Below are 20,588 nucleotides of genomic sequence, written 5' to 3'. Positions count from 1 at the left end.
CTTCGCGGGGGAACAATCAGGTGCCCGTAAAATTGCCCGGACGGCGTTCGCTGACGGCGCGGACACCTTCGGCGAAGTCGTTGGTCTTCTGCAGCCAGGCTTGTTCGGCGAGTTCGTGATCGGTCTGTGACTGGACCAGCGCGAACAGGTCTCCGCGCATCGTCTTTCGGGTCGATCCGACCGCGAGCGGCGCACCTGCCGCGATCTCTCTTGCGAGCGACAGCGCTTCCGCCCGCAACTGGTCCGTCGGAACGACTGCGTCCACCAAACCCCAGCCCTCCGCCTGCTCCGCCCGGATGCGCCGCCCTGTCAGGTTCATCAGCAGCGCGCGCTGGCGACCGATCACGCGTTCCAGCACCGCGGAGATACCGAAGCCGGGGTGGAAGCCGATCTGGACGAAGTTGGCGACGAACTTCGCCTCGGGCGAGGCCACGCGGAAATCGGCAACGAGCGCGAGGCCGAGCCCTGCCCCGACCGCCGCACCCTGGATCGCGGCGACGACCGGCGTCTCGACGGCGAACAGCTTGGCGGCGGCGACGTAGAACGGGTTGCGCTCGCCCGCCGTCCGGTCCGCGGCGACCGGATTGGCGTTGACGAGGTCGGCGCCCGCGCAGAACACCTTCCCGTCGGATTGCAGGACGATCGCGCGGACGTCGCGGTCGGCATCCGCAGCGGCGAACGCAGCACCGACCGCCTCGATCAGCGCGAGATCGGCGAAGTTGTGCGGTGGCCGCGCGAACGTGACGATCGCGACATGCCCGTCGCAGGTGACGTCGACGCCGGAAAAACCCAAGGGATCATTGGTCATCTTCAGCCTCATTACTGTCGAACATGGGCGGCTAACATGGGCCGCAAACATGGATTGTGGCGATTATGACACGGACCGTCGCCGAATCCACTCCCGACGTCTTCCAGCCATTGGCAGAGTTCGAGAAGCGAGCGTAGAGCCTCGATCCCGGCAGCGCGACAAAGATCATGGCGCCGGGGCCGTCTTCATCGGGAGCGGCAACCGGAGAGGTCCAGGGCATGGGGTCGCGACCGTCGCGAACAGCAGCATTCGGCACTGCCATCGGCAGGACGGCCCCGATTGTGCCCAGCCATTTGCCGATCCCGTCCAACACAGGGGACTATTCGACATGAAGACCATGATGGTCGCGGCGCTGCGCGCTGCGCTGGTGACGACGACGATCCTCGGATCGGCAGTCGCCCTGCCGACCACCGCGACCGCGCAGACGACGACCGCCGCGATCCGCGGACAGGTGCGTGATGCGGCGGGCGCGGCGGTGGCTGGCGCCACGGTGGTGGCGGTCAATACCAGCACCAACCAGACCTTCCGCGCCACGAGCAGCGCGAACGGCAGCTACATCCTCAACGGCCTGCGCCCGGCGCCCTACACGATCACGGTCACCGGACCGAACGGCGACGTCTCGGTGCAACGGATCTCGGTGGGCGTCGGACAATCGGCGACGCTCGACGCCGTCCTCACCGCGTCCGCGCCAGCGTCCACCTCGCAGACGGACGCGACCACCGGCGGTGCTGCCAATGACGGCGGCGACATCGTCGTCACCGCCGGACGCCTGGTCGAGACGAAGACCTCCGAAGTCGCGACAAACGTCAGCCAGAACCAGATCCGCATCCTGCCGCAGGGCGATCGCAACTTCCTGACCTTCGCCGCGCTGGCCCCCGGCGTTCGCTACAACGACAGCGAGACCAATAAGGGCATCGTCGCCGGTGCCTCGCCCGCAAGCCAAGTCAACGTGTTCATCGACGGTACCAGCCTGAAGAGCCAGACGCTCGGCGGGATCGCCGGCCAGACCGACAGCCGGGGCAATCCGTTCGGCCAGCTCGCGGTCGGGGAGTTCCGCGTGCTGACGCAGAACTACAAGGCGGAATACGAGCAGGCCGGGTCGGCCATCGTCACGGCGATCACCAAGTCGGGCACCAACGACTTCCACGGCGAGATGTTCGGCCAATATACCGATCGCAGCCTGACCGCGGCCAACATCCTCGATCAGCGTGCCGATCGCGGCAAGCCGAAGTTCGAACGCAAGCAATACGGCATCTCGCTGGGCGGCCCGATCATCAAGGACAAGCTGTTCTTCTTCGGCGCGTACGAAGGCAACGACCAGAACCGTGCATCGAGCGTGACGGTCGGCCAGCGCACGCCGGAAAACCTTGCCCGGTTCGGCCAGTATGAAGGCACCTATGTCAGCCCGTATCGCGGCGATTTCTACTTCGGCAAGCTGACCTTCACCCCCGACGAGCGCCAGGTGTTCGACCTGTCGTTCAGCCGTCGCCAAGAGACCGACGTCTCGGGCTTCGGCGCCAATTTCGGCTCCGCCAACATCGCGTATTCGGCGGCGGTCAACAAGATTAACAAGACCGACACCTATACCTATAAATGGACGTACACCGGCGACAGCTTCGTCAACGAAGCCAACCTGACCTATCTCGATGCGGTGTATAATCCGTCGTCGCTGAACCCCGACGATCCAAGCTTCGAATATCAGGGCGTCATAACCTTCGGCGGCAAGGATTCGACGCAGCGGATCAGCCAGCAGAGCTATGTCCTGCGCGACGACCTGACCTATAACGGACTACAGAACCACGCGATCAAGGGCGGCCTGCGGTTCGCATTCCAGGATTACGATTTTACCAAGAACTTCTTCGTCCAGCCGCGCTACTTCTTCCAGAACGACGCGACCAAGGGACTCGATTTCAGCTTCCCGGCACAGGCGCAGCTTGGTGTCGGCAACCCGCGGATCATCGCCTCCAATTCGCAGGTGGGCGCGTACATCCAGGACGATTGGGACGTTACCGACAAGCTACAGATCAACATCGGCCTGCGCTGGGACTACGAGAGCAACCTGTTCAACAACAAATATCGCACCCCCGCAGCGGCGGTCGCGACGTTGAACGGGCTGCCCAAGACCGAGTATTTCGACCCGGCGAACTACATCACCGACGGCAGCGACCGCCCGACTCGCAAGGACATGTTCCAGCCGCGTATCGGCTTCAGCTACGATGTGAACGACGATCAGCGCACCGTGATCTTCGGCGGCTATGGCAAATATTACGATCGCAACGTGTTCAACAACACGCTCGACGAGCAATTCCGCCTACAATACGCGACCGGCGTCTTCAATTTCTCGCGCGATGGGCAGCCGCGCGACGGGAACCCGACCGTCCGGTGGGATCCGCAATATCTGACCCGCGACGGCCTGCTGGCCTTGCGCGCTACCGCACAGACCGGCCTGCCCGACCTGTTCGCGGTCAAGAACAACGCCAAGGCGCCGTCCACCGATCAGTTCAGCTTCGGCGTGCGTCAGAAGTTCGGCGTGTTCCGCGCGTCGGTGACCGGCTCGTACGTTCGCGGTCAGAACGGCTACACGCACCTGTTCGCGACGCGCAACGCAGATAGATCATGCTGCGACACGACGATCCCGCGGGCGAACGGCTTCGGCAACGTCCTGATCGGTTATGATGGCCTGCGGACGCGCTACAAGGCGCTGCTGGTGACGATCGACAAGGATTATACCGTCGCGTCGGGCTGGGGCTTCAATCTCGCCTATACGCTGTCGAAGGCCGAGCAGGACGGCGGAGACCTGTTCAGCCTCGATAAGCCGACCCCGGACCAGTATGGCTGGCGGCCGATCGCCGACCAGGACGAGCGCCACCGGATCGTCCTGTCGGGCATCGCCGACCTGCCGCTGGGCTTCCAGTTCTCGACGTTGACGACGCTCGGCACCGGCACCGCGTTCCAGTTGCAGGACCAGTCGGCCGGGACCAGCGTCAACCAGCAGGTGATCCGGTCGCTGTACCGGCCGAAGAACTGCCTGGGCAGCGTGTTCGCGTTCTGCGAGGTCAACCTGACGCTGCAGAACAACATCAAGGTGTTCAACACGCATACTATCAACGTCGCGGTCGACCTGCTCAACGCATTCAACAACAAGAACTATGGCGGCTATTCCGGGTATCTCGGCGTCGGGCAGGCCTATTCTTTCGACCGCACCACCAACGCGCCGACCAACCTGCTGACGTTGCCACGGCGGTTCCAGTTCAGGGTTGGTTACAGGTTCTGATGCATTAAGGACGGGCGACCTTCCAGTCGCCTGCCTGACCTCTATGGTCGCGGCGGTACCCTGATCAGGAGTTCGGATGCTCGATCGACGGCAGTTTCTCGGCACCGGGGCAATTTCGCTCGGTGGGCTTACCGCGGGATGCACATCGGTCGGGCGGCCGCTGGTCAAGGCGATCGAGAGCGTCACGGGCACGGCGCCGTCCGAACCGCCGCCGTCCGCCAACCCGCTGATCGACAATCTGCAGGAGCGCGCGTTCCTGTATTTCTGGGACACGACCGACCCGGTCACCGGGCTGGCGCTCGATCGCTGGCCGACGCCGTCCTTCTCGTCGATCGCCGCGGTCGGGTTCGCGTTGACCGCCTATCCGATCGGCGTCGTCAACGGCTGGATCACGCGGGAACAGGCGCGCAAGCGGACGCTGGCGACGATGGAGTTCTTCGCGATCGCACCGATGGGCCCCGAGCCGACCGGCAACAGCGGGTACAAGGGATTCTTCTACCACTTTCTCGGCATCACCAAGGGCCAGCGGTTCGCGCGCGCGGAACTGTCGACGATCGATACCGCGCTGCTGCTCGGCGGGATGCTGTTCGCGCAGAGCTGGTTCGACGTCGATCACCCCGAAGAACAGCGGATCCGCGCGCTCGCCGACCAGATCTACGGCGCGGTCGACTGGACGTGGATCACGCCGCGTGCGCCGTTCCTGTCGATGGGCTGGCATCCCGAAAGCGGCTTCATCCCGAGCGACTGGAATATCTACAACGAGGGGATGCTGATGTATCTGCTCGCGCTGGGCTCGCCGACGCATCCGCTGCCGCCCTCGACGTGGGGCGCGCTGACCGCGAAATTCGAACCGTCGTGGCGTGGCGATCATCTCCACTATCCGCCGATGTTCGTGCACCAGTACAGCCACGTCTGGGTCGATTTCCGCGGCATCCGCGACGCGTATATCGCGACCAAGGGCATCGATTATTTCGAGAACAGCAAGCGCGCGACGATCGCACAGCGCGACTATGCGATCGCCAATGCGGGCGGGTTTGCGGGCTATGGCCCCGACATCTGGGGACTGACCGCGTGCGACGGTCCCGGCGATTTCAAGGCGACAATCGGCGGGCGGACGCGGGAGTTCTTCAGTTACTCCGAACGCGGGCCCGGCGCGCGTGATGACGGTACGCTCGCGCCTACCGCTGCGGTCGGGTCGATCGTGTTTGCGCCGGATCTCGTCATCCCCACGATCACCGCGATGCACGATCGATACGGCAAGGGGATCTACGGCAAATACGGGTTCTTCGACGCCTTCAACCCGACGCTGACCGAGATGGGCGAGCCGCTGAAGCATGGCCGGATCGTGCCCGGCGTGGGCTGGGTCGACGTCGACTATCTGGGTATCGACCAGGGGCCGATCGTCGCGATGATCGAGAATTGGCGAACCGGGATGGTCTGGAACACGATGCGACGAAACCCGCATATCCGACGCGGGCTGGACCGTGCCGGATTTACCGGGGGTTGGCTCGCGCGCGTTCCTTAAGGGGTTTCGCCGTCGCGCCGGAAAGCCTAGGTCGAGTGCATACCCGATACTCGAAAGGTTCCAGCATGCGTGAAGCCGCCATCGTCTCGACTGCCCGTACCGCTATCGGCAAGGCGTATCGCGGCGCGTTCAACGCGACCGAAGCGCCGGTGCTGGCGGGGCACGTGATGAATGCCGTCGTCGAGCGCGCAGGAGTAGATCCGGCGCGGATCGACGAGGTGTTCTGGGGCGTCGGCAATCAATGGGGCACGCAGGGCGGGAACGCCGGGCGGATGGCGATCTTTGCGGGTGGGCTGCCGGAGTCGGTGCCCGCGTTCACGCTCGATCGGAAGTGCGGGTCGGGGCTGACCGCAGTGGCGCTCGCGGCGCGGACGATCATGTGCGACGAGGCGGATGTCGCGCTGGCGGGCGGGATGGAGTCGATCAGCTACACCGTGACGAAGGACGCGCCGCGGTTCGTCAATACGAGCGTCGTGGCGAAGGAGCCGGCGGCGTATATCCCGATGATCGAAACCGCGGAGATCGTCGCGGAGAAATACGGCATCAGCCGTGAAGCGCAGGACGAATACGCCGCGATGAGCCAGCAGCGTGCGGCGGCCGGGCTTACGAACGGGGCGTTTGCCGAGGAGATCGTGCCGATCACGGTCGAGAAGGCGCTCTACGACAAGCAGGGCGCGCATGCCGGGATCGAGAGCGTCACCCTGTCGCAGGACGAGGGCATTCGCGCGGGCACCACGCTGGAGGGTTTGCGCGGGCTGAAGACGGTATGGCCGGGCGGCGAGTTCTCGGGGCCGGGATCGAGCGTGACGGCGGGCAATGCGAGCCAACTTTCCGACGGCGCGTCGGCGCAACTGCTGATGGATCGCAGGACCGCCGAGGCCGAGGGCAAGGACATCCTGGGGATCTATCGCGGGTTCCAGGCGGCGGGGTGCAGCCCGGCGGAAATGGGGATCGGGCCGATCTTTGCGATCCCGAAGCTGCTGGAGCGCGCGGGGCTGTCTGTAGGCGATATCGGGCTGTGGGAGCTGAACGAGGCGTTCGCGTCGCAGTGCCTGTATTGTCGGGATTTCCTCGGGATCGATCCGGAGAAGTACAACGTCAACGGCGGTGCGATCGCGGTCGGGCATCCGTTCGGGATGACGGGGTCGCGGCTGGTCGGGCATGCGCTGATCGAGGGGCGCAAGCGCGGGGTGCGCTATGTCGTCGTGTCTATGTGCACCGCGGGGGGCATGGGCGCTGCGGGGTTGTTCGAGATCGTTTGACGCGGGGGCCGACATAGGCGTGCCCTCACCCTTCCCACGGCGAAGACGCCGCGGGCCCCTTCCCTCTCCCCTATGGGAGAGGGGTTGTTGCCAAGACCTTGGCGGCGGCGCAGGTTCGTGGCTTCTCGGATGGGGATGCGGGCTATGACGACGGCATTGATCACCGGCGCATCGGCGGGGTTGGGCGAAGGCTTTGCGCGGGCGCTTGCGGCTGACGGCAATGCCCTGATCCTGACCGCGCGTCGGGTCGGTCGGCTCGAGGCGCTGGCGACCGAACTGCGGGCGGCGCACGGCGTTACGGTGCATGTCTTTGCCGCCGATCTTGCGGATCAGGCTGGTCCGGACACGCTCATTGCTGCGATTGCAGCCGCCGCGTTGCCGATCGACATACTCGTCAACAATGCCGGGTTTGGTGCGCGGGGTGATTTCGCGGATCTTAATAGTGCGCTGCAACTGGGCATGATCGACCTGAATTGCCGTGCGCTGGTGGCGCTGACGCATGCCGTGCTGCCGCAGATGATCGCGCGTGGATCAGGCGGGATCCTCAACCTCGCCTCGGTCGCGTCGTTCCAGCCGGGGCCGTGGATGGCGGTCTATTATGCAAGCAAGGCGTTCGTGCTGAGCTTTTCCGAGGCATTGCACGAGGAGGTGAAGGGCAAGGGCGTGCGTGTGGCGGCGCTGTGCCCCGGGCCGACGCGGACCGAGTTCGCCGATGTGGCGGGGCTCGGCGATACCGCGCTGTTCGAGCGACTGGCGAGCGATCCGGCGGCGGTGGTGCGTGACGGGTTGGCGGCGCTGGCCGCAAACCGGGCGGTGAAGGTGTCCGGTGCGCTGAACTTCGCGATGGCGGAGGGGATACGGTTTACGCCGCGGAGTCTCGCGCGGCGGATTGCGGGGTCCTTGCAGAAGGCTCGTGGGTAAGGCGCGACCTGAACAGCGGCTCCGCTTGCCGCCCCCTCCGTCAGGCTTGGCCTGCCATCTCCCCCTGGCGGGGGAGGATTGTTTGGGCTCTTCGCTTCCGCTGCGTAGGGGCGCGGCGGTTAGCGAGTGACCATGCCGGTTATGGTGATCTGACCGCCGCGATCGACGATCTCGCCGTCGATCATGCCGCTGATCAGCACCGTTGCGCCGGGTTCGACGATCAGCGTGCCGTCGATCATCCCGGCGATCTCGGCGGTGGCGCCGGCCGGGACGATCGCGGTGCCGTCGAGCATGCCCTCGAATTTACCCTCGATCCTCAGGTCTCCGCGGTGCATGCCCTTCACGTGCGTTCAGTCCGCGAAGAGCAGGACGGGGGTTTCGAGGTACTTCTTGAGACCCTGGACGAAGCTTGCCGCATCCCAGCCGTCGACGACGCGGTGGTCGCAGCTGATCGACAGGTTCATGAGCTTGGCGCGTACTACCTCATCGCCCTTGAAAATTGGGCGTTCGACGATCTTGTTGGGGCCGATGATCGCGACTTCGGGGCGGTTGATGACCGGCGTGGTGGCGATGCCGCCAAGCGGGCCGAGCGAGGTTACCGTGATCGTGCCGCCGCCCATTTCGCTGGGGGCGAGCTTGCCGGCGCGCGCGGCTTCGGCGAGGCGGGTGATCTCGGTGGCGAGCTGCCAGACGTTGCGGTCCTGCGCGTCGCGGATCACGGGGACGGTGAGCCCGGCGTCGGTCTGCGCGGCCATGCCGAGGTGGATGGCGCCGTGGCGGGTGACCACGCCCGCCTCGTCGTCATAGCGCGCATTGAGCATCGGGAAGTCGGGGATCGTCTTGCAGATCGCGACGATCATCAGCGGCAGCATGGTGAGCTTCGGGCGACCGCCGCGGTTGGCGTTGAGGTCGGCGCGCATCGCTTCGAGGGCGGTGACGTCGATCTCGTCGACATAGGTGAAGTGCGGGATCGCGCGCTTCGAGGCGGCCATGTTCTCGGCGATGCGGCGACGCATGCCGATGACCTTGATGGGTTGGTCTTCGCGGGCACGGCTGGCGTGCGGGGGGTGGTAGCCTTCGCCCGAGCCGTAGCGGAGATAGGCGTCGAGGTCGGCGTGGCGGACGCGGTCGGAGTCGGTTTTTACCGCGGCTAGGTCGATGCCGAGATCGCGCGCGCGGGCGCGGACTGCGGGGGATGCAAGCGCGTGGGCCTTCTGCTCCGCTTCAGCCGCAGGAACGGCTTGCGCCTTCTGCTCCCTCTCCCCTGCGGGGAGAGCACGTGCTTGCTGCTCCCTCTCCCCGTTGGGGAGAGGGCTGGGGTGAGGGGTTGGGGCAGTTGCCGACGTTGCCGCCTGGGGCTGCCCCTCACCCCGACCCTCTCCCCGGAGGGGAGAGGGAGGTGTCTCAACCACCTCTTCTACGCCCGGGTTCTCTGCTTCGTATTGTTCGGCGGTCTCGGCCTGTGCCGACGTCAGCGGCGCAGCGACGACCTCGTCCGCGGCATCGACCGCGTCCGTTTCGATCACCACCAGCGCGGCGCCGATCGACACCTGGTCGCCGACCTCGCCCGCGAGTTCGACGACGACGCCCGTCACCGGCGATTCCATCTCGACGGTGGCCTTGTCGGTCATCATGTCGGCGATCGGGGAATCCTCCTCGACGCGGTCGCCGATGGCGACGTGCCATGCCACGATCTCGGCCTCGGAGATGCCTTCGCCGATGTCCGGCAGCTTGAAGGTGAAGCGGGCCATTATGCGTCCTTCATGATCTTTTTCAGGGCTTCGCCGATGCGGACCGGCCCCGGGAAATACGCCCATTCGAGGCTGTGCGGGTACGGCGTGTCGAACCCGGTCACGCGCTCGATCGGCGCTTCGAGATGGTAGAAACAGCGTTCCTGGACGATCGCCGACAGCTCCGCGCCGAAGCCACTGGTGCGAGTCGCCTCGTGGACGATCATACAGCGGCCGGTCTTCTTCACCGACGCCTCGATCGTCTCGATGTCGAGCGGCACGAGCGTGCGCAGATCGACGATCTCGGCGTCGATCCCGGCTTCGGCGACCACGGCTGCGCAGACATGGACCATCGTGCCGTAGGCGAGGATCGTGAGCGCTTCGCCCGCACGGACGATCTTCGCCTTGCCGAGCTCGATCTTGTAATAGCCGGTCGGGACTTCGCCGGCCGGATGCTTCGACCAGTTCTGCGACGGGCGGTCCCAATAGCCGTCGAACGGGCCGTTATAGATGCGCTTGGGCTCGAAGAAGAGCGTCGGATCATTGTCCTCGATCGCGGCGATCAGCAGGCCCTTCGCGTCATAGGGCGTCGACGGAATGACCGTCTTGATGCCGGACATGTGGGTGAAGAGCCCCTCGGGCGACTGGCTGTGCGTCTGGCCGCCGAAGATGCCGCCGCCGAACGGCGAGCGGACCGTGATTGGAGAGGTGAACTCGCCGGCCGAGCGGTAGCGCAGGCGTGCGGCTTCGGAGACGAGCTGATCGAGCGCGGGGTAGATGTAATCCGCGAACTGGATCTCGGGGACCGGGCGCAGGCCGTACGCGCCCATGCCGACCGCGACGCCAATGATGCCGCATTCGGTGATCGGGGTGTCGAACACGCGGGTCTTGCCGTGCTTGGCCTGGAGCCCGGCGGTCGCGCGGAAGACGCCGCCGAAATAACCGACATCCTCGCCCATGACGATCACGTCGGGGTCGCGCTCCATCATGATGTCCATGGCGGAGTTGATCGCCTGGATCATGTTCATGCGAGTTGTGGGTTCGGCGTCCGCTGCTTCGGACTCGGTTGCCTCGATCATGTCGCTCATGCCTTGCGATCCCATGGACGGCCGCTGGCCGTTTCCTCGTCAAGCATCTGCTGGCGCTGCTCCTTCAGATGCCACGGCAGTTCCTCGAACACGCCGTCGAACAGCGATTCGAGCGGCTGATGCAGGCCGTGGCCGAGGATGCCGTTCTTCTCGGCTTCCTTCTGCGCAGCCTTGACCTGCTCGGCGAGTTCTTTGTCCTGCGCGGCGTGGCGCTCCTCGTCCCATTCGCCGATCGCGATGAGATGGTCCTTGAGGCGCTTGATCGGGTCGCCGAGCGGCCAGGCGTTGGGTTCGCCTTCGCTGCGATACTGGCCGGGATCGTCGGAGGTCGAATGGCCTTCGGCGCGGTAGGTGAAGTGCTCGATCAGCGTTGGCCCCTGGTTGGTGCGCGCGCGCTCGGCAGCCCATTCGGTCGCGGCATAGACCGCCAGCGCGTCGTTGCCGTCGACCCGAAGCCCGGCGATGCCGTAGCCGACCGCGCGCGCCGCGAACGTCGTCGCCTCCGCGCCGGCGAACCCGGAGAAGCTCGAGATCGCCCACTGGTTGTTGACGACGTTGAAGATCACCGGCGCGCGGTAGACCGCGGCGAAGGTGCAGGCGGAGTGGAAGTCGCCCTCGGCAGTGGAGCCTTCACCGCACCATGTCGCGGCGATCCGCGTGTCGCCCTTGGCGGCGGACGCCATCGCCCAGCCGACCGCTTGCGGATACTGCGTCGTGAGGTTGCCCGAGATCGAGAAGAACCCGGCTTCCTTGACCGAGTACATGATCGGCAACTGCTTGCCGCCGAGCCTATCGGCCGTGTTCGAATAGATCTGGTTCATCATGTCGACGAGGCTCCAGCCCCGTGCGATCAGCAGCCCCTGCTGGCGGTACGAGGGGAAGCACATGTCCTCGTAATCGAGTGCGTAGGCCGCCGCGACTGCGACCGCCTCCTCGCCGAGCGCCTTCATGTAGAAGCTGGTCTTGCCCTGACGCTGGGCACGGAACATGCGCTCGTCGAACGCGCGGAGCAGCGCCATGCTGCGCAGCATGCGGCGCATCACGTCGGGCGAAAGCTTGGGATCCCAGGGGCCGACAGCGTTGCCGTCGTCGTCGAGCACGCGGACCAGCGTATAGGCGAGATCGATGAAGTCGGACGCCTTGTCCGCGGTGTCGGGGCGGCGCGCTTCGCCGGCGGGCGGCACGTCGACTTCGGCAAAGTCCACCGCGTCGCCGGGGCGGAACTTCGGCTCGGGGATATGCAGCGTAAGTGGCTGCAAATTGGCGCGCGGATGCTCGCTTGCCATCGTCATTCCATCTCCATGAGGCCGCTGTGACCGCGGAACACTCTTACCGAGGCTTGTTATTAAATTTCAACGCAGATTGCGAGGGGGAGTTGCGCATTCACGATGTGCCGCGCGGATTTTTTCTCCCCCTCCTTAAAATTCAACCGCCGACGGTCTGCTCGATCACGCCGAAGATCGGATGGCGCTTGTCGTCTTCCGCCCAGATGCGGACGACGTCGCCCTGCTTGAGGAACGGCGTGACGGGCTTGCCACCCTGGATCGTCTCGATCGTCCGGACTTCGGCGAGACAGGAATAGCCGACGCCGCCCTCGGCAACCGACTTGCCGGGCCCACCATCGGGGCCGCGGTTCGAGACGGTGCCGGAGCCGACGATCGTTCCCGCGCCGAGCTTCCGGGTCTTGGCGGCGTGCGCGACCAGCGTACCGAAGTCGAACGTCATGTCCTCGCCAGCCTCGGCGCGACCGAGCGGCTGGCCGTTGAGGTCGACCATCAGCTTGCGGTGGAGCTTGCCGTCCTTCCACCAGTCGCCCAGCGAGTCGGGGGTGACGAAGACGGGCGAAAACGCGCTGGCCGGCTTCGACTGGAAAAAGCCGAAGCCCTTGCCGAGCTCGCCGGGGATCAGGTTGCGCAAGGATACGTCGTTGGTGAGCCCGACGAGCAGGATCGCCGCCAGCGCCTCGTCGCGACTCGCACCGAGCGGCACGTCGCCGGTGACGACGACGACCTCGCCCTCCATGTCGCAGCCCCAAGACTCGTCGGCGAGCGGGATCGGATCGCGCGGGCCCAGAAACCCGTCCGAGCCGCCCTGGTACATCAGCGGATCGTGCCAGAAGCTGTCCGGCATCTCCGCCGCGCGCGCCTGTCGCACGAGCGCAACATGATTCACGTAGGCCGAGCCATCCGCCCATTGATACGCACGCGGCAAGGGCGACTCGGCGTCGTGCTCGTGGAAGCGGCGCATCGGGATCATCTCGTGTTCGAGATCGGTCGACAGGTTCTTGAGATCGATCGAAAGCCGATCCCAGTCGTCGAGCGCGGCCTGCAAAGTCGGCGCGATGTGGCTCGCATCGGCGTACCAGGCGAGGTCGTTGGAGACGACCACAAGCTTGCCATCTCGCCCGCGGGTGGCGTCGGGATGCTTCAGGCTGGCCAGTTTCATGGGGCGGATCCTCTATATGTTTGTACGCATCCTACGCCCGTGACGGAGTTCAAGTCGAGCATCCAGCGTGCAGCAAACCTGATTTTGGTAAGAGCGGAGCCAATGTCGACCTGATAGGTTCGAACTTGCGTAACGGTCGAGGAAGGTGAGCATGCCCAGATACTTCTTCGATATCGACAACCATAAACACGTCAACGACGACGACGGCACGAACCTGGCGGACGACGAGGAAGCACGCGTCCAGGCGGTCATCTTCGCAGGTGATTATCTCAGCGATCACCCGGGGATCGCACGCGACGGCGCTCGGTTCAGCGTCGCCGTACGGAACGAGGCGGGCAGCGTTCTGCTTACGGTCACGGTGACGATCGACGAAACGAGCTAGCCGAGCGGCTGGCCTCGTTTTTCGCCACGGTCCGGCCAATCGGGCGCATAAATGTCATAACATGGGTTTTGTCGGCCCGGTCAATCCTGGGATAAGGTGCGTGTTGTTGCAACGCGCTATTCCAGAGAGGGTGACAGCGAGAAACGAGTGCTCCTGCACTGGATGCGGAGAGTGCACGTGGATATCTCCACCGTGACTGAGAAGGTGTTACGGAAGTTCGAATCGCGGATGGCGATGGGTGCGGACGATCGTGCGCAGATCGCGGCCTTGCCGTTCAAGGTCCGGACGATCGATGCGTCGACCTATATGCTGCGCGAGGGCCAGCGTCCGACGCGCTGCGCGTTCATTCTCGAGGGGCTGGCCTATCGGCAGAAGCTGACGCCGAACGGCGAGCGCGAGATCGTGTCGATCCTGATGCCGGGCGAGTTCGTCGATCTGCAGAACCTGTTCCTTGATGAATCCGATCATGACATCCAGGCGCTTACCCGGCTGACGCTTGCCGAAGTGCCGATCGCGGCGCTGCGTCTTTTCATCGAGGCGTGCCCGGCGGCGGGTCAGGCCTTGTGGATCGACGCGCTGGTCGAGTCGTCGATCCACCGCGAGTGGCTGTTGAATGTCGGGCGGCGCAATGCGCGGAGCCGACTGGCGCATCTGCTGTGTGAATTCTCGGTGCGGTTCCAGAAATCGACGATCGCCGATGCGATGGCGTATGAGTTGCCGATGACACAGGAGCAGTTGGGCGATGCGCTTGGCCTTACCCCCGTACACGTCAATCGCGTGCTGAAATCGCTCGAGACAGACGGCCTGATCGCGCGCAAGAAGCGCCAGGTGAGCGTGATCGACTGGCCCCGCCTGCGCGATGCCGCCGAGTTCAACGAGCGCTATCTGCACTTGGGTCAGATCCGCCGCTGACCCAGCCCTGGGTGCAAAAAGGGGCCGAAGGTTGACTTTTCGACCGTGATACGCCAGATGGCCGCTATCGAGGCGTAATGCAGCGTGATTGGACCCTAGCCGGTCTTAGCTCCGCCTCGGTCGTTTCCAACGGGCTTCCCTTTTCACGCGGGGTGTCAAAACACCACCGCCCCTCGCGCGTCCTTGTGTGGATTCGCGAGCCCGGCATCTATTTGAGAGACTATCCATGTCATTTGCAAACCTCGGCCTTGCCGAGCCGCTCGTCCGTGCGCTCGAAGCCAAGGGCTATACCGAGCCGACGCCGATCCAGGCACAGTCGATCCCGATCCTGCTCGAGGGCGGCGATCTGCTCGGCATCGCGCAGACCGGCACCGGCAAGACCGCGGCGTTCGTGCTGCCGTCGATCCAGCGCCTGACCGAAACCCAGAAGCGCGTCCTGCCGACGCATTGCCGCATGCTGGTGCTTGCGCCGACGCGCGAACTCGCCAGCCAGATCGCCGACAGCGCCCGCGCCTACGGCCAGTTCAGCAAGATGTCGGTGACCACCGTGTTCGGCGGCACAAGCATCAACAAAAACCGCCAGGACCTGAGCCGCGGCGTCGACATCCTCGTCGCCACGCCGGGCCGCCTGATCGATCTGATCGAGCAGGGCTTCTGCAACCTGTCGATGATCGAGATCCTCGTGCTCGACGAAGCCGACCAGATGATGGACTTGGGCTTCATCCACGCGCTGAAGAAGATCGTCCGCATGCTGCCGAAGAAGCGCCAGACGCTGTTCTTCTCGGCGACGATGCCGGTCGCGATCCGCGAGCTGGCCAGCCAGTTCCTGCTCGACCCGAAGACGGTATCGGTAAAGCCGGCCGCGACGACCGCCGAGCGCGTCGACCAGTATGTCACCTTCTGCAACCAGTCGGAGAAGCAGGCGCTGCTGACGATCACGCTGGCCGATCCGGCGATCGACCGTGCGCTCGTGTTCACGCGCACCAAGCATGGCGCCGACCGCGTCGTGAAGCTGCTCGCCGGCAACGGCATCGCGTCGAACGCGATCCACGGCAACAAGAGCCAGGGCCAGCGTGAGCGCGCACTCGGCGAGTTCAAGCAGGGCAAGGTCAAGGTCCTGATCGCGACCGACATCGCCGCACGCGGGATCGACGTCTCGGGCGTCAGCCACGTCATCAACTTCGAGCTGCCGAACGTCGCCGAGCAGTATGTCCACCGCATCGGCCGTACCGCGCGTGCGGGCGCGAGCGGCATCGCCGTCGCGTTCTGCGCGGATGACGAGAAGGCCTACCTGCGCGACATCGAACGGATCACGCGCCAGAAAGTGCAGGTCCGGTCGCTGCCGGAGGATTTCGTCAATCTGTCGAACCAGATCAAGCAGACGCGCGTGAAGACGATGGGGGCGGACCCCGAGGTCCGGATCGACCGTCCGCGCGATCCGGCACGTCCGCGCGCGACGCATTCGCCGCGGGCTACCGGGACGACTGGTCGCAACTATGCGGGTGCTAGCCGTGGTGGCCAGGGTGGCGGCGGTCAGGGCGGCGGCGGCGGTCGTCCCCAGGGCGGTGGTCGTCCCGGCGGTCAGGGCGGCGGTGGTCGTCCGGCTGGTGGCGGCGGCGGTGGCCGTGGTCCGAGCCGCGGCGCGGGGCCGAGCTCGGCACGCTAAGGAGCATTCGTTCGCCTCGCGGGTTTGGTGTAGACCGGTCCCGCGAGGAGAATGCTCATGGACGTTTCCACTACACCTGTCGCCGAACGCGTTGCACGCGTGCTGGCGGGACAGCGGATCAGCGCGAACGCCGGCGGCGATGCCGAGTCGGCGTCGCGGCTGATCGACGCGGCGTGGGCGGATTATCTGCCCGATGCGCTGGCGGTGCTGAAGACGTTGCGCGAGCCGGACAAGGCGATGGCCGCGGCGGGTGACCCTGCGGTCTGGGAGGCTATGATCCTTGCGGGGATCAAGGGCGCCAAGCCGGTTACGGTAGTCCTCTAATTCTTGTTTTCCCGCGAAGGCGGGGATCCAGCTTGGGCACCCGCCTTCGCGGGTGAACAAAATGGGGGCGACGTACCCGGCCCATATACACCACCCCGGCGAAGGCCGGGGCCCAGTTGGCAAGGCCGATGTAACGAAGCGCTTCACTCCGTTACCATCGTTACCCAATTGGCCCCCGGCCTTCGCCGGGGTGATGTTTTGGTTAGCGTCGATGGCTTAAATCAGCTGATCGTCGTCAGCCATTCCGCTTCGTCCGCGCGCTCCGTGCGCAACGCATTGGCAGGTGCCCTCTTGTCCTCGTAGCCGATCGCCATGCCGCAAAAGAGCATGCGGTCTTCGGGCAGATCCAAGACCCTCCCGACCGTTTCCGGATACATCGCCCAGCATTCCTGTGGGCAGGTGGCGAGGCCGGCGTCTACCGCGAGCAGCATCAGGTTTTGCAGGTACATGCCGAGGTCCGACCATTGCGGTGGGCCCATGCGGCGGTCGACCGTGCAGAAATAGGCGGCGGGGGCGCCGAAGAATTCGAAGTTTCGGGCGAACCATTTCTGCCGCGCCGGCTTGTCGTCGCGGGGGATGCCGAGGTGGGCGTACATCGCCTCGCCGACGGCGTAGCGGCGGTCTCGGTAGGGGGCGGTGAGGTCTTTCGGGTAAACGTCGTAGGCTGGGATTTCGGTTGCGCCGGTGGCTAGCTTGTCCGCCATCGTCGCCTTGAGGTGGGCCAGGGGTTCGCCTTGGACGATGGCGATGTGCCAGGGTTGGAGGTTGCCGCCGGTTGCGGCTCGGGACGCTTTTATCGCGAGGTCGCGGAGGAGTGCGGGATCGACCGGGGTGTCGAGGAAGCCGCGGACGGAGCGGCGAGCGGCTATGGCTTCGGTCACGTCCATGGTTTCTCCTAAACACCCCCACTCCGTTCGCCCTGAGCGAAGTCGAAGGGCATGAGACTCAGGGTGCTTCGACTTCGCTCAGCACGAACGGATGGGGAAAGGTTTGCCTTCCCCACTCGTTACAGCACGAACCGGCTCAGGTCGGTGTTGCGGGCGATTTCCTTCAGCTGGCTGTCGACATACGCGCCGTCGATGACGAGGTTTGAGCCGCCGCGGTCCTCCGCGTTGTAGCTTACCTCCTCGAGCAGCTTTTCCATCACCGTTTGAAGCCGCCGCGCGCCGATGTTCTCGATCTCGGAGTTCACCTCCGCGGCGATGCGGGCGATCGCGGCGATGCCGTCCTCGGTGAACTCGATGCCGACGCCTTCGGTGGCGATCAGCGCCTTGTACTGCAGCGGCAGCGAGGCCTTGGTGTCCGAGAGGATCGCGACGAAATCGGCTTCGGTGAGACCCTTCAACTCGACACGGATCGGGAGGCGGCCCTGCAACTCGGGGAGCAGGTCGCTCGGCTTGGCGACGTGGAACGCGCCCGATGCGATGAAAAGGATGTGGTCGGTCTTCATCGGGCCGTACTTGGTCGCGACCGTCGTGCCCTCTATCAGGGGGAGCAGATCGCGCTGGACGCCCTCGCGGCTGATCGAGCCGCCGCGGCCATCCGAGACGGCGATCTTGTCGATCTCGTCGAGGAAGACGATGCCGTTGGCTTCCGCGTCAGCCAGTGCCGCACGGCTGACCTCGTCCTGGTCGAGGCGCTTGTCGGCCTCTTCCTCGACGAGCTTGTCCCACGCCGCGTGGACCGTCAGTTTGCGCCGCTTCAACTGCTGGCCGCCGCCGAACGACTTCATCATCTCGCCGAGATTGATCATCTGCGGCGCACCGCCGGGAATCTCGAAAGGCGTGGTCGGCGCCTGCTCGACCTCGATCTCGACTTCGGCCGAGTTCAGATGGCCGTCGAGGAAGCGCTGCTTGAAGCTCTCGCGCGTCGCTTCACTCGCGTTCTTGCCGGTGAGCGCGTCGAGCAGGCGCGACATCGCAGCCTCTTCCGCCTTGTCCTTGACGGCGACGCGACGCCGTTCCTTTTCGAGGCGGATGGCTTCCTCGACGAGATCACGGGCGATCTGTTCGACGTCGCGACCGACATAGCCGACTTCGGTGAACTTGGTCGCCTCGACCTTCACGAACGGCGCGTCGGCGAGCTTGGCCAGACGGCGGCTGATCTCGGTCTTGCCGCAGCCGGTCGGTCCGATCATCAGGATGTTCTTGGGGGTGACCTCGTCGCGGAGGTCTTCGCTGAGCTGCTGACGGCGCCAGCGGTTGCGCATCGCGACGGCGACCGCGCGTTTCGCGGCGGCCTGACCGATGATGTGGGCGTCGAGCGCGGCGACGATGGCCTTCGGGGTGAGTTGGTCGTTCATTCTGATCTCGCTCCCCGCCCGCTTGCGGGAGGGGTTGGGGGTGGGCTCGCGCTTCCCTCGAAGGTTGGCGCTGGAGGTGAGCGGGCGCCCACCCCCTGCCCCCTCCCGCTTGCGGGAGGGGGAGAAGGAATTACGTCGTGCTGTCCATCGTTTCGACGGTGAGGCGGTCGTTGGTGTAGACGCAGAGTTCGGACGCGATGTGCATCGCCTTGCGGCACAACACTTCGGCGTCGGTCTCGTATTCTACCAGCGCTCGGGCGGCGGCGAGCGCGTAGTTGCCGCCGGAGCCGATCGCGGCGACGCCGTTTTCGGGTTCGAGGACGTCGCCGTTGCCGGTGAGGATCAGCGTCACGTCCTTGTCGGCGACGATCATCATCGCTTCGAGGTTGCGGAGGAACTTGTCGGTGCGCCAGTCCTTGGCAAGCTCGACCGCGGCGCGGAGGAGCTGGCCCTGGTGCGCTTCGAGTTTGCGTTCGAGGCGTTCGAACAAGGTGAAGGCGTCGGCGGTCGCGCCGGCGAACCCGCCGATGACGCTGCCGTCGCCCAGGCGGCGGACCTTGCGCGCGTTGGGTTTCATGACGGTCTGGCCCATCGAGACCTGGCCGTCGCCGATCACGACGACCTTGCCGCCGCGGCGGACCGAGAGGATCGTGGTGCCGTGCCATGTCGGCATGGCGTGGGGGTCGTTGCTCATAGGCGCGATGTAGGGTTTGGTTTTGGGGGTGCAACGCCCTGCCCGAACGCGCGCCGTTCGTGTCGGCCATCCCACTTCCGTTCGTCCCGAGTAGCGATCGAGCTTGTCGAGAGCGCGTATCGAGGGATTGAGGTTGCGCGTGTCACCTGTACCTCGATACGCGCCCTCGATACGCCCAAGGGGGCTACTCGGTCGCTACTCGGCACGAACGGTTGGGGGGCGGTAAGGCGCGCGCGGTTGGGGGGAGTGGCGGTAAGGGGTGCACGTCATCGGCCCTTCCCCCATTCCCGGGCCACCGTGTAGCCGAGATAGCCGGTGCCGAAGAGCGCGTAGAGCGGTTCGGGAATTGCGTTCAGGTACGCCGCCATGCCCGCCGCGATCGCCTGCGCCGTTTGCGGGCGGACCGCGGCGATCAGGCCTGCGGGGATCGCACCGAGCAGCAATGTGTACATCACGTAGAGGAACGTTGGCCGAGCGCGGGTAATCCAGGGGTCTGGTGCTGGATCAAGGGGTTGCGGGGTCATTGGCTGTCTCCGGAAATCTGTAAGTGCACAAAGTTCACACGCTGGGAGCGTTTTCGCAGGGGCCTCAGACGCGGTTCGCGAGCCAACCGTAGAGGAAGGCTTCGTTGGCGGGGCGGGTCTCGGCGAGGGCGACGTAGCGTTCGCCCTGGAGCGCCTCGATCGCTTTCAAGAGCACGGTTTCGCCGCCGGGTTTGCGGCGGGCGAGGAAGGCGTCGAGCGCGGTGAGGGTCGCGGGGCCGATGCGGCCGTCGAGGATCATGTCCGGGTAGTCGGTGGCGCCGCGGTTCAGCGCGTTGAGGGCGCGCTGGAGGAAGGTGGCGGCGACTGCGGGGCCCATGTTGATGCCCGTGTCGAAGAGTTCTTCGGCGATTTTCGGGGCTCGGGGGGCGATCTGGTCGAAGGCCGGGCGGGTCCAGTAGAGGCGGTGGTAGATGGTTTCCGCCTGGTCGCGGGGGAAGTTGCGCATGTCCCCGGGGTAGCCGTTGGTGCGGGCTACGCCTTGCGTGATGCCGTATCTGGTCGGGCCGCCTCGGTCTGCGGGGTGGTTCGAGTAGCCGCCTTCGCGGTCGATGACGGCGTCGATTAGGTGGTCGATGGTCATGGCTGGCTCCCGGTTTTGTTGGGGGCGAGCGAACCATATTGGTTCGCTGTAGGACAGGGGAATTGTTGATCCTCAATCCTCCCCCGCAAGGGGGAGGTGGCTGGCGCTTGCCAGACGGAGGGGGAGGACA

At 65.4% G+C, this 20,588-nt stretch carries 18 protein-coding genes and 1 pseudogene; 8 read left to right on the top strand and 11 right to left on the bottom strand.

The window, feature by feature from the left end; genetic code table 11:
- Positions 1–16: 16 nt before the first annotated feature.
- Positions 17–808 (bottom strand): enoyl-CoA hydratase/isomerase family protein, encoded by a 792-nt coding sequence (locus C8J42_RS13545; RefSeq protein ID WP_133020429.1) that lies wholly within the window; start codon positions 806–808, stop codon positions 17–19.
- Positions 809–1,136: 328 nt separating this feature from the next.
- Here C8J42_RS13545 and C8J42_RS13540 point away from each other — a divergent pair, with 328 nt between their 5' ends.
- From C8J42_RS13540 to C8J42_RS13525, 4 genes are all read left to right on the top strand, one after another.
- A complete protein-coding gene (locus C8J42_RS13540) occupies positions 1,137–4,082 on the top strand; it encodes a carboxypeptidase regulatory-like domain-containing protein (RefSeq protein ID WP_243644382.1) in 2,946 nt (981 codons plus the stop codon).
- Between the two features lie 76 nt (positions 4,083–4,158).
- On the top strand, positions 4,159–5,607 hold the full coding sequence (locus C8J42_RS13535; protein WP_133020428.1) for a glucoamylase family protein: 1,449 nt from the start codon (positions 4,159–4,161) through the stop codon (positions 5,605–5,607).
- A 65-nt stretch (positions 5,608–5,672) separates the two neighbouring features.
- The gene (locus C8J42_RS13530; protein WP_133020427.1) at positions 5,673–6,869 is read left to right on the top strand and encodes a thiolase family protein; all 1,197 of its coding nucleotides are present in this window, start codon (positions 5,673–5,675) and stop codon (positions 6,867–6,869) included.
- A gap of 144 nt (positions 6,870–7,013) precedes the next feature.
- Positions 7,014–7,790 carry an SDR family oxidoreductase gene (locus C8J42_RS13525; RefSeq protein ID WP_207897126.1) on the top strand — a complete coding sequence of 259 codons (777 nt, stop codon included), beginning with the start codon at positions 7,014–7,016 and terminating at the stop codon, positions 7,788–7,790.
- A gap of 119 nt (positions 7,791–7,909) precedes the next feature.
- Here the strand turns inward: C8J42_RS13525 and C8J42_RS13520 are convergent, their stop codons facing one another.
- From C8J42_RS13520 to C8J42_RS13500, 5 genes are all read right to left on the bottom strand, one after another.
- Positions 7,910–8,134: a polymer-forming cytoskeletal protein gene (locus C8J42_RS13520; protein WP_165895497.1), complete on the bottom strand. Its 225-nt coding sequence runs from the start codon at positions 8,132–8,134 to the stop codon at positions 7,910–7,912.
- Between the two features lie 6 nt (positions 8,135–8,140).
- Positions 8,141–9,541: a dihydrolipoamide acetyltransferase family protein gene (locus C8J42_RS13515; RefSeq protein WP_133020425.1), complete on the bottom strand. Its 1,401-nt coding sequence runs from the start codon at positions 9,539–9,541 to the stop codon at positions 8,141–8,143.
- Positions 9,541–10,548 (bottom strand): alpha-ketoacid dehydrogenase subunit beta, encoded by a 1,008-nt coding sequence (locus C8J42_RS13510; protein ID WP_056053047.1) that lies wholly within the window; start codon positions 10,546–10,548, stop codon positions 9,541–9,543. The genes C8J42_RS13515 and C8J42_RS13510 overlap by 1 nt, the downstream gene beginning before the upstream one ends.
- 56 nt (positions 10,549–10,604) lie before the next feature.
- Complete coding sequence (locus C8J42_RS13505; RefSeq protein ID WP_056490339.1) at positions 10,605–11,894, bottom strand: thiamine pyrophosphate-dependent enzyme; 1,290 nt, start codon at positions 11,892–11,894, stop codon at positions 10,605–10,607.
- A 139-nt stretch (positions 11,895–12,033) separates the two neighbouring features.
- Positions 12,034–13,053, bottom strand: coding sequence for a fumarylacetoacetate hydrolase family protein (locus C8J42_RS13500; RefSeq protein WP_132737422.1), 1,020 nt, complete (start codon positions 13,051–13,053; stop codon positions 12,034–12,036).
- 151 nt (positions 13,054–13,204) lie between these two features.
- On the opposite strand from C8J42_RS13500, the gene C8J42_RS13495 reads away from it, so the two are divergent.
- The 4 genes from C8J42_RS13495 to C8J42_RS13480 all read left to right on the top strand — a co-directional run bounded on the left by C8J42_RS13495 (position 13,205) and on the right by C8J42_RS13480 (position 16,337).
- On the top strand, positions 13,205–13,435 hold the full coding sequence (locus C8J42_RS13495) for a hypothetical protein (protein WP_056066769.1): 231 nt from the start codon (positions 13,205–13,207) through the stop codon (positions 13,433–13,435).
- A 177-nt stretch (positions 13,436–13,612) separates the two neighbouring features.
- Complete coding sequence (locus C8J42_RS13490) at positions 13,613–14,347, top strand: Crp/Fnr family transcriptional regulator (protein WP_243644380.1); 735 nt, start codon at positions 13,613–13,615, stop codon at positions 14,345–14,347.
- A gap of 226 nt (positions 14,348–14,573) precedes the next feature.
- Complete coding sequence (locus tag C8J42_RS13485; protein ID WP_133020424.1) at positions 14,574–16,013, top strand: DEAD/DEAH box helicase; 1,440 nt, start codon at positions 14,574–14,576, stop codon at positions 16,011–16,013.
- Positions 16,014–16,070: 57 nt separating this feature from the next.
- A complete protein-coding gene (locus C8J42_RS13480) occupies positions 16,071–16,337 on the top strand; it encodes a hypothetical protein (RefSeq protein ID WP_132896051.1) in 267 nt (88 codons plus the stop codon).
- 221 nt (positions 16,338–16,558) lie between these two features.
- Here C8J42_RS13480 and C8J42_RS13475 read toward each other — a convergent pair whose 3' ends face one another.
- The 5 genes and pseudogenes from C8J42_RS13475 to C8J42_RS13455 form a co-directional block, all read right to left on the bottom strand.
- Positions 16,559–17,224 carry a nitroreductase gene (locus C8J42_RS13475; RefSeq protein WP_133020423.1) on the bottom strand — a complete coding sequence of 222 codons (666 nt, stop codon included), beginning with the start codon at positions 17,222–17,224 and terminating at the stop codon, positions 16,559–16,561.
- Positions 17,225–17,343: 119 nt separating this feature from the next.
- Positions 17,344–18,639, bottom strand: coding sequence for an ATP-dependent protease ATPase subunit HslU (hslU, locus tag C8J42_RS13470; RefSeq protein ID WP_133020422.1), 1,296 nt, complete (start codon positions 18,637–18,639; stop codon positions 17,344–17,346).
- A gap of 130 nt (positions 18,640–18,769) precedes the next feature.
- Positions 18,770–19,312 (bottom strand): ATP-dependent protease subunit HslV, encoded by a 543-nt coding sequence (gene hslV, locus C8J42_RS13465; protein ID WP_056053053.1) that lies wholly within the window; start codon positions 19,310–19,312, stop codon positions 18,770–18,772.
- A gap of 287 nt (positions 19,313–19,599) precedes the next feature.
- Positions 19,600–19,833, bottom strand: a pseudogene (locus C8J42_RS13460) (3TM-type holin); the annotation flags it as partial.
- Positions 19,834–19,921: 88 nt separating this feature from the next.
- Positions 19,922–20,458, bottom strand: a complete 537-nt coding sequence (locus C8J42_RS13455) for a glycosyl hydrolase 108 family protein (RefSeq protein WP_133020421.1) — start codon at positions 20,456–20,458, stop codon at positions 19,922–19,924.
- Positions 20,459–20,588: the final 130 nt, after the last annotated feature.

This window comes from Sphingomonas sp. PP-CE-1A-559, from assembly GCF_004340965.1.
Taxonomy (GTDB): Bacteria; Pseudomonadota; Alphaproteobacteria; order Sphingomonadales; family Sphingomonadaceae; genus Sphingomonas.
This window is presented reverse-complemented; position numbering and strand designations above follow the sequence as displayed.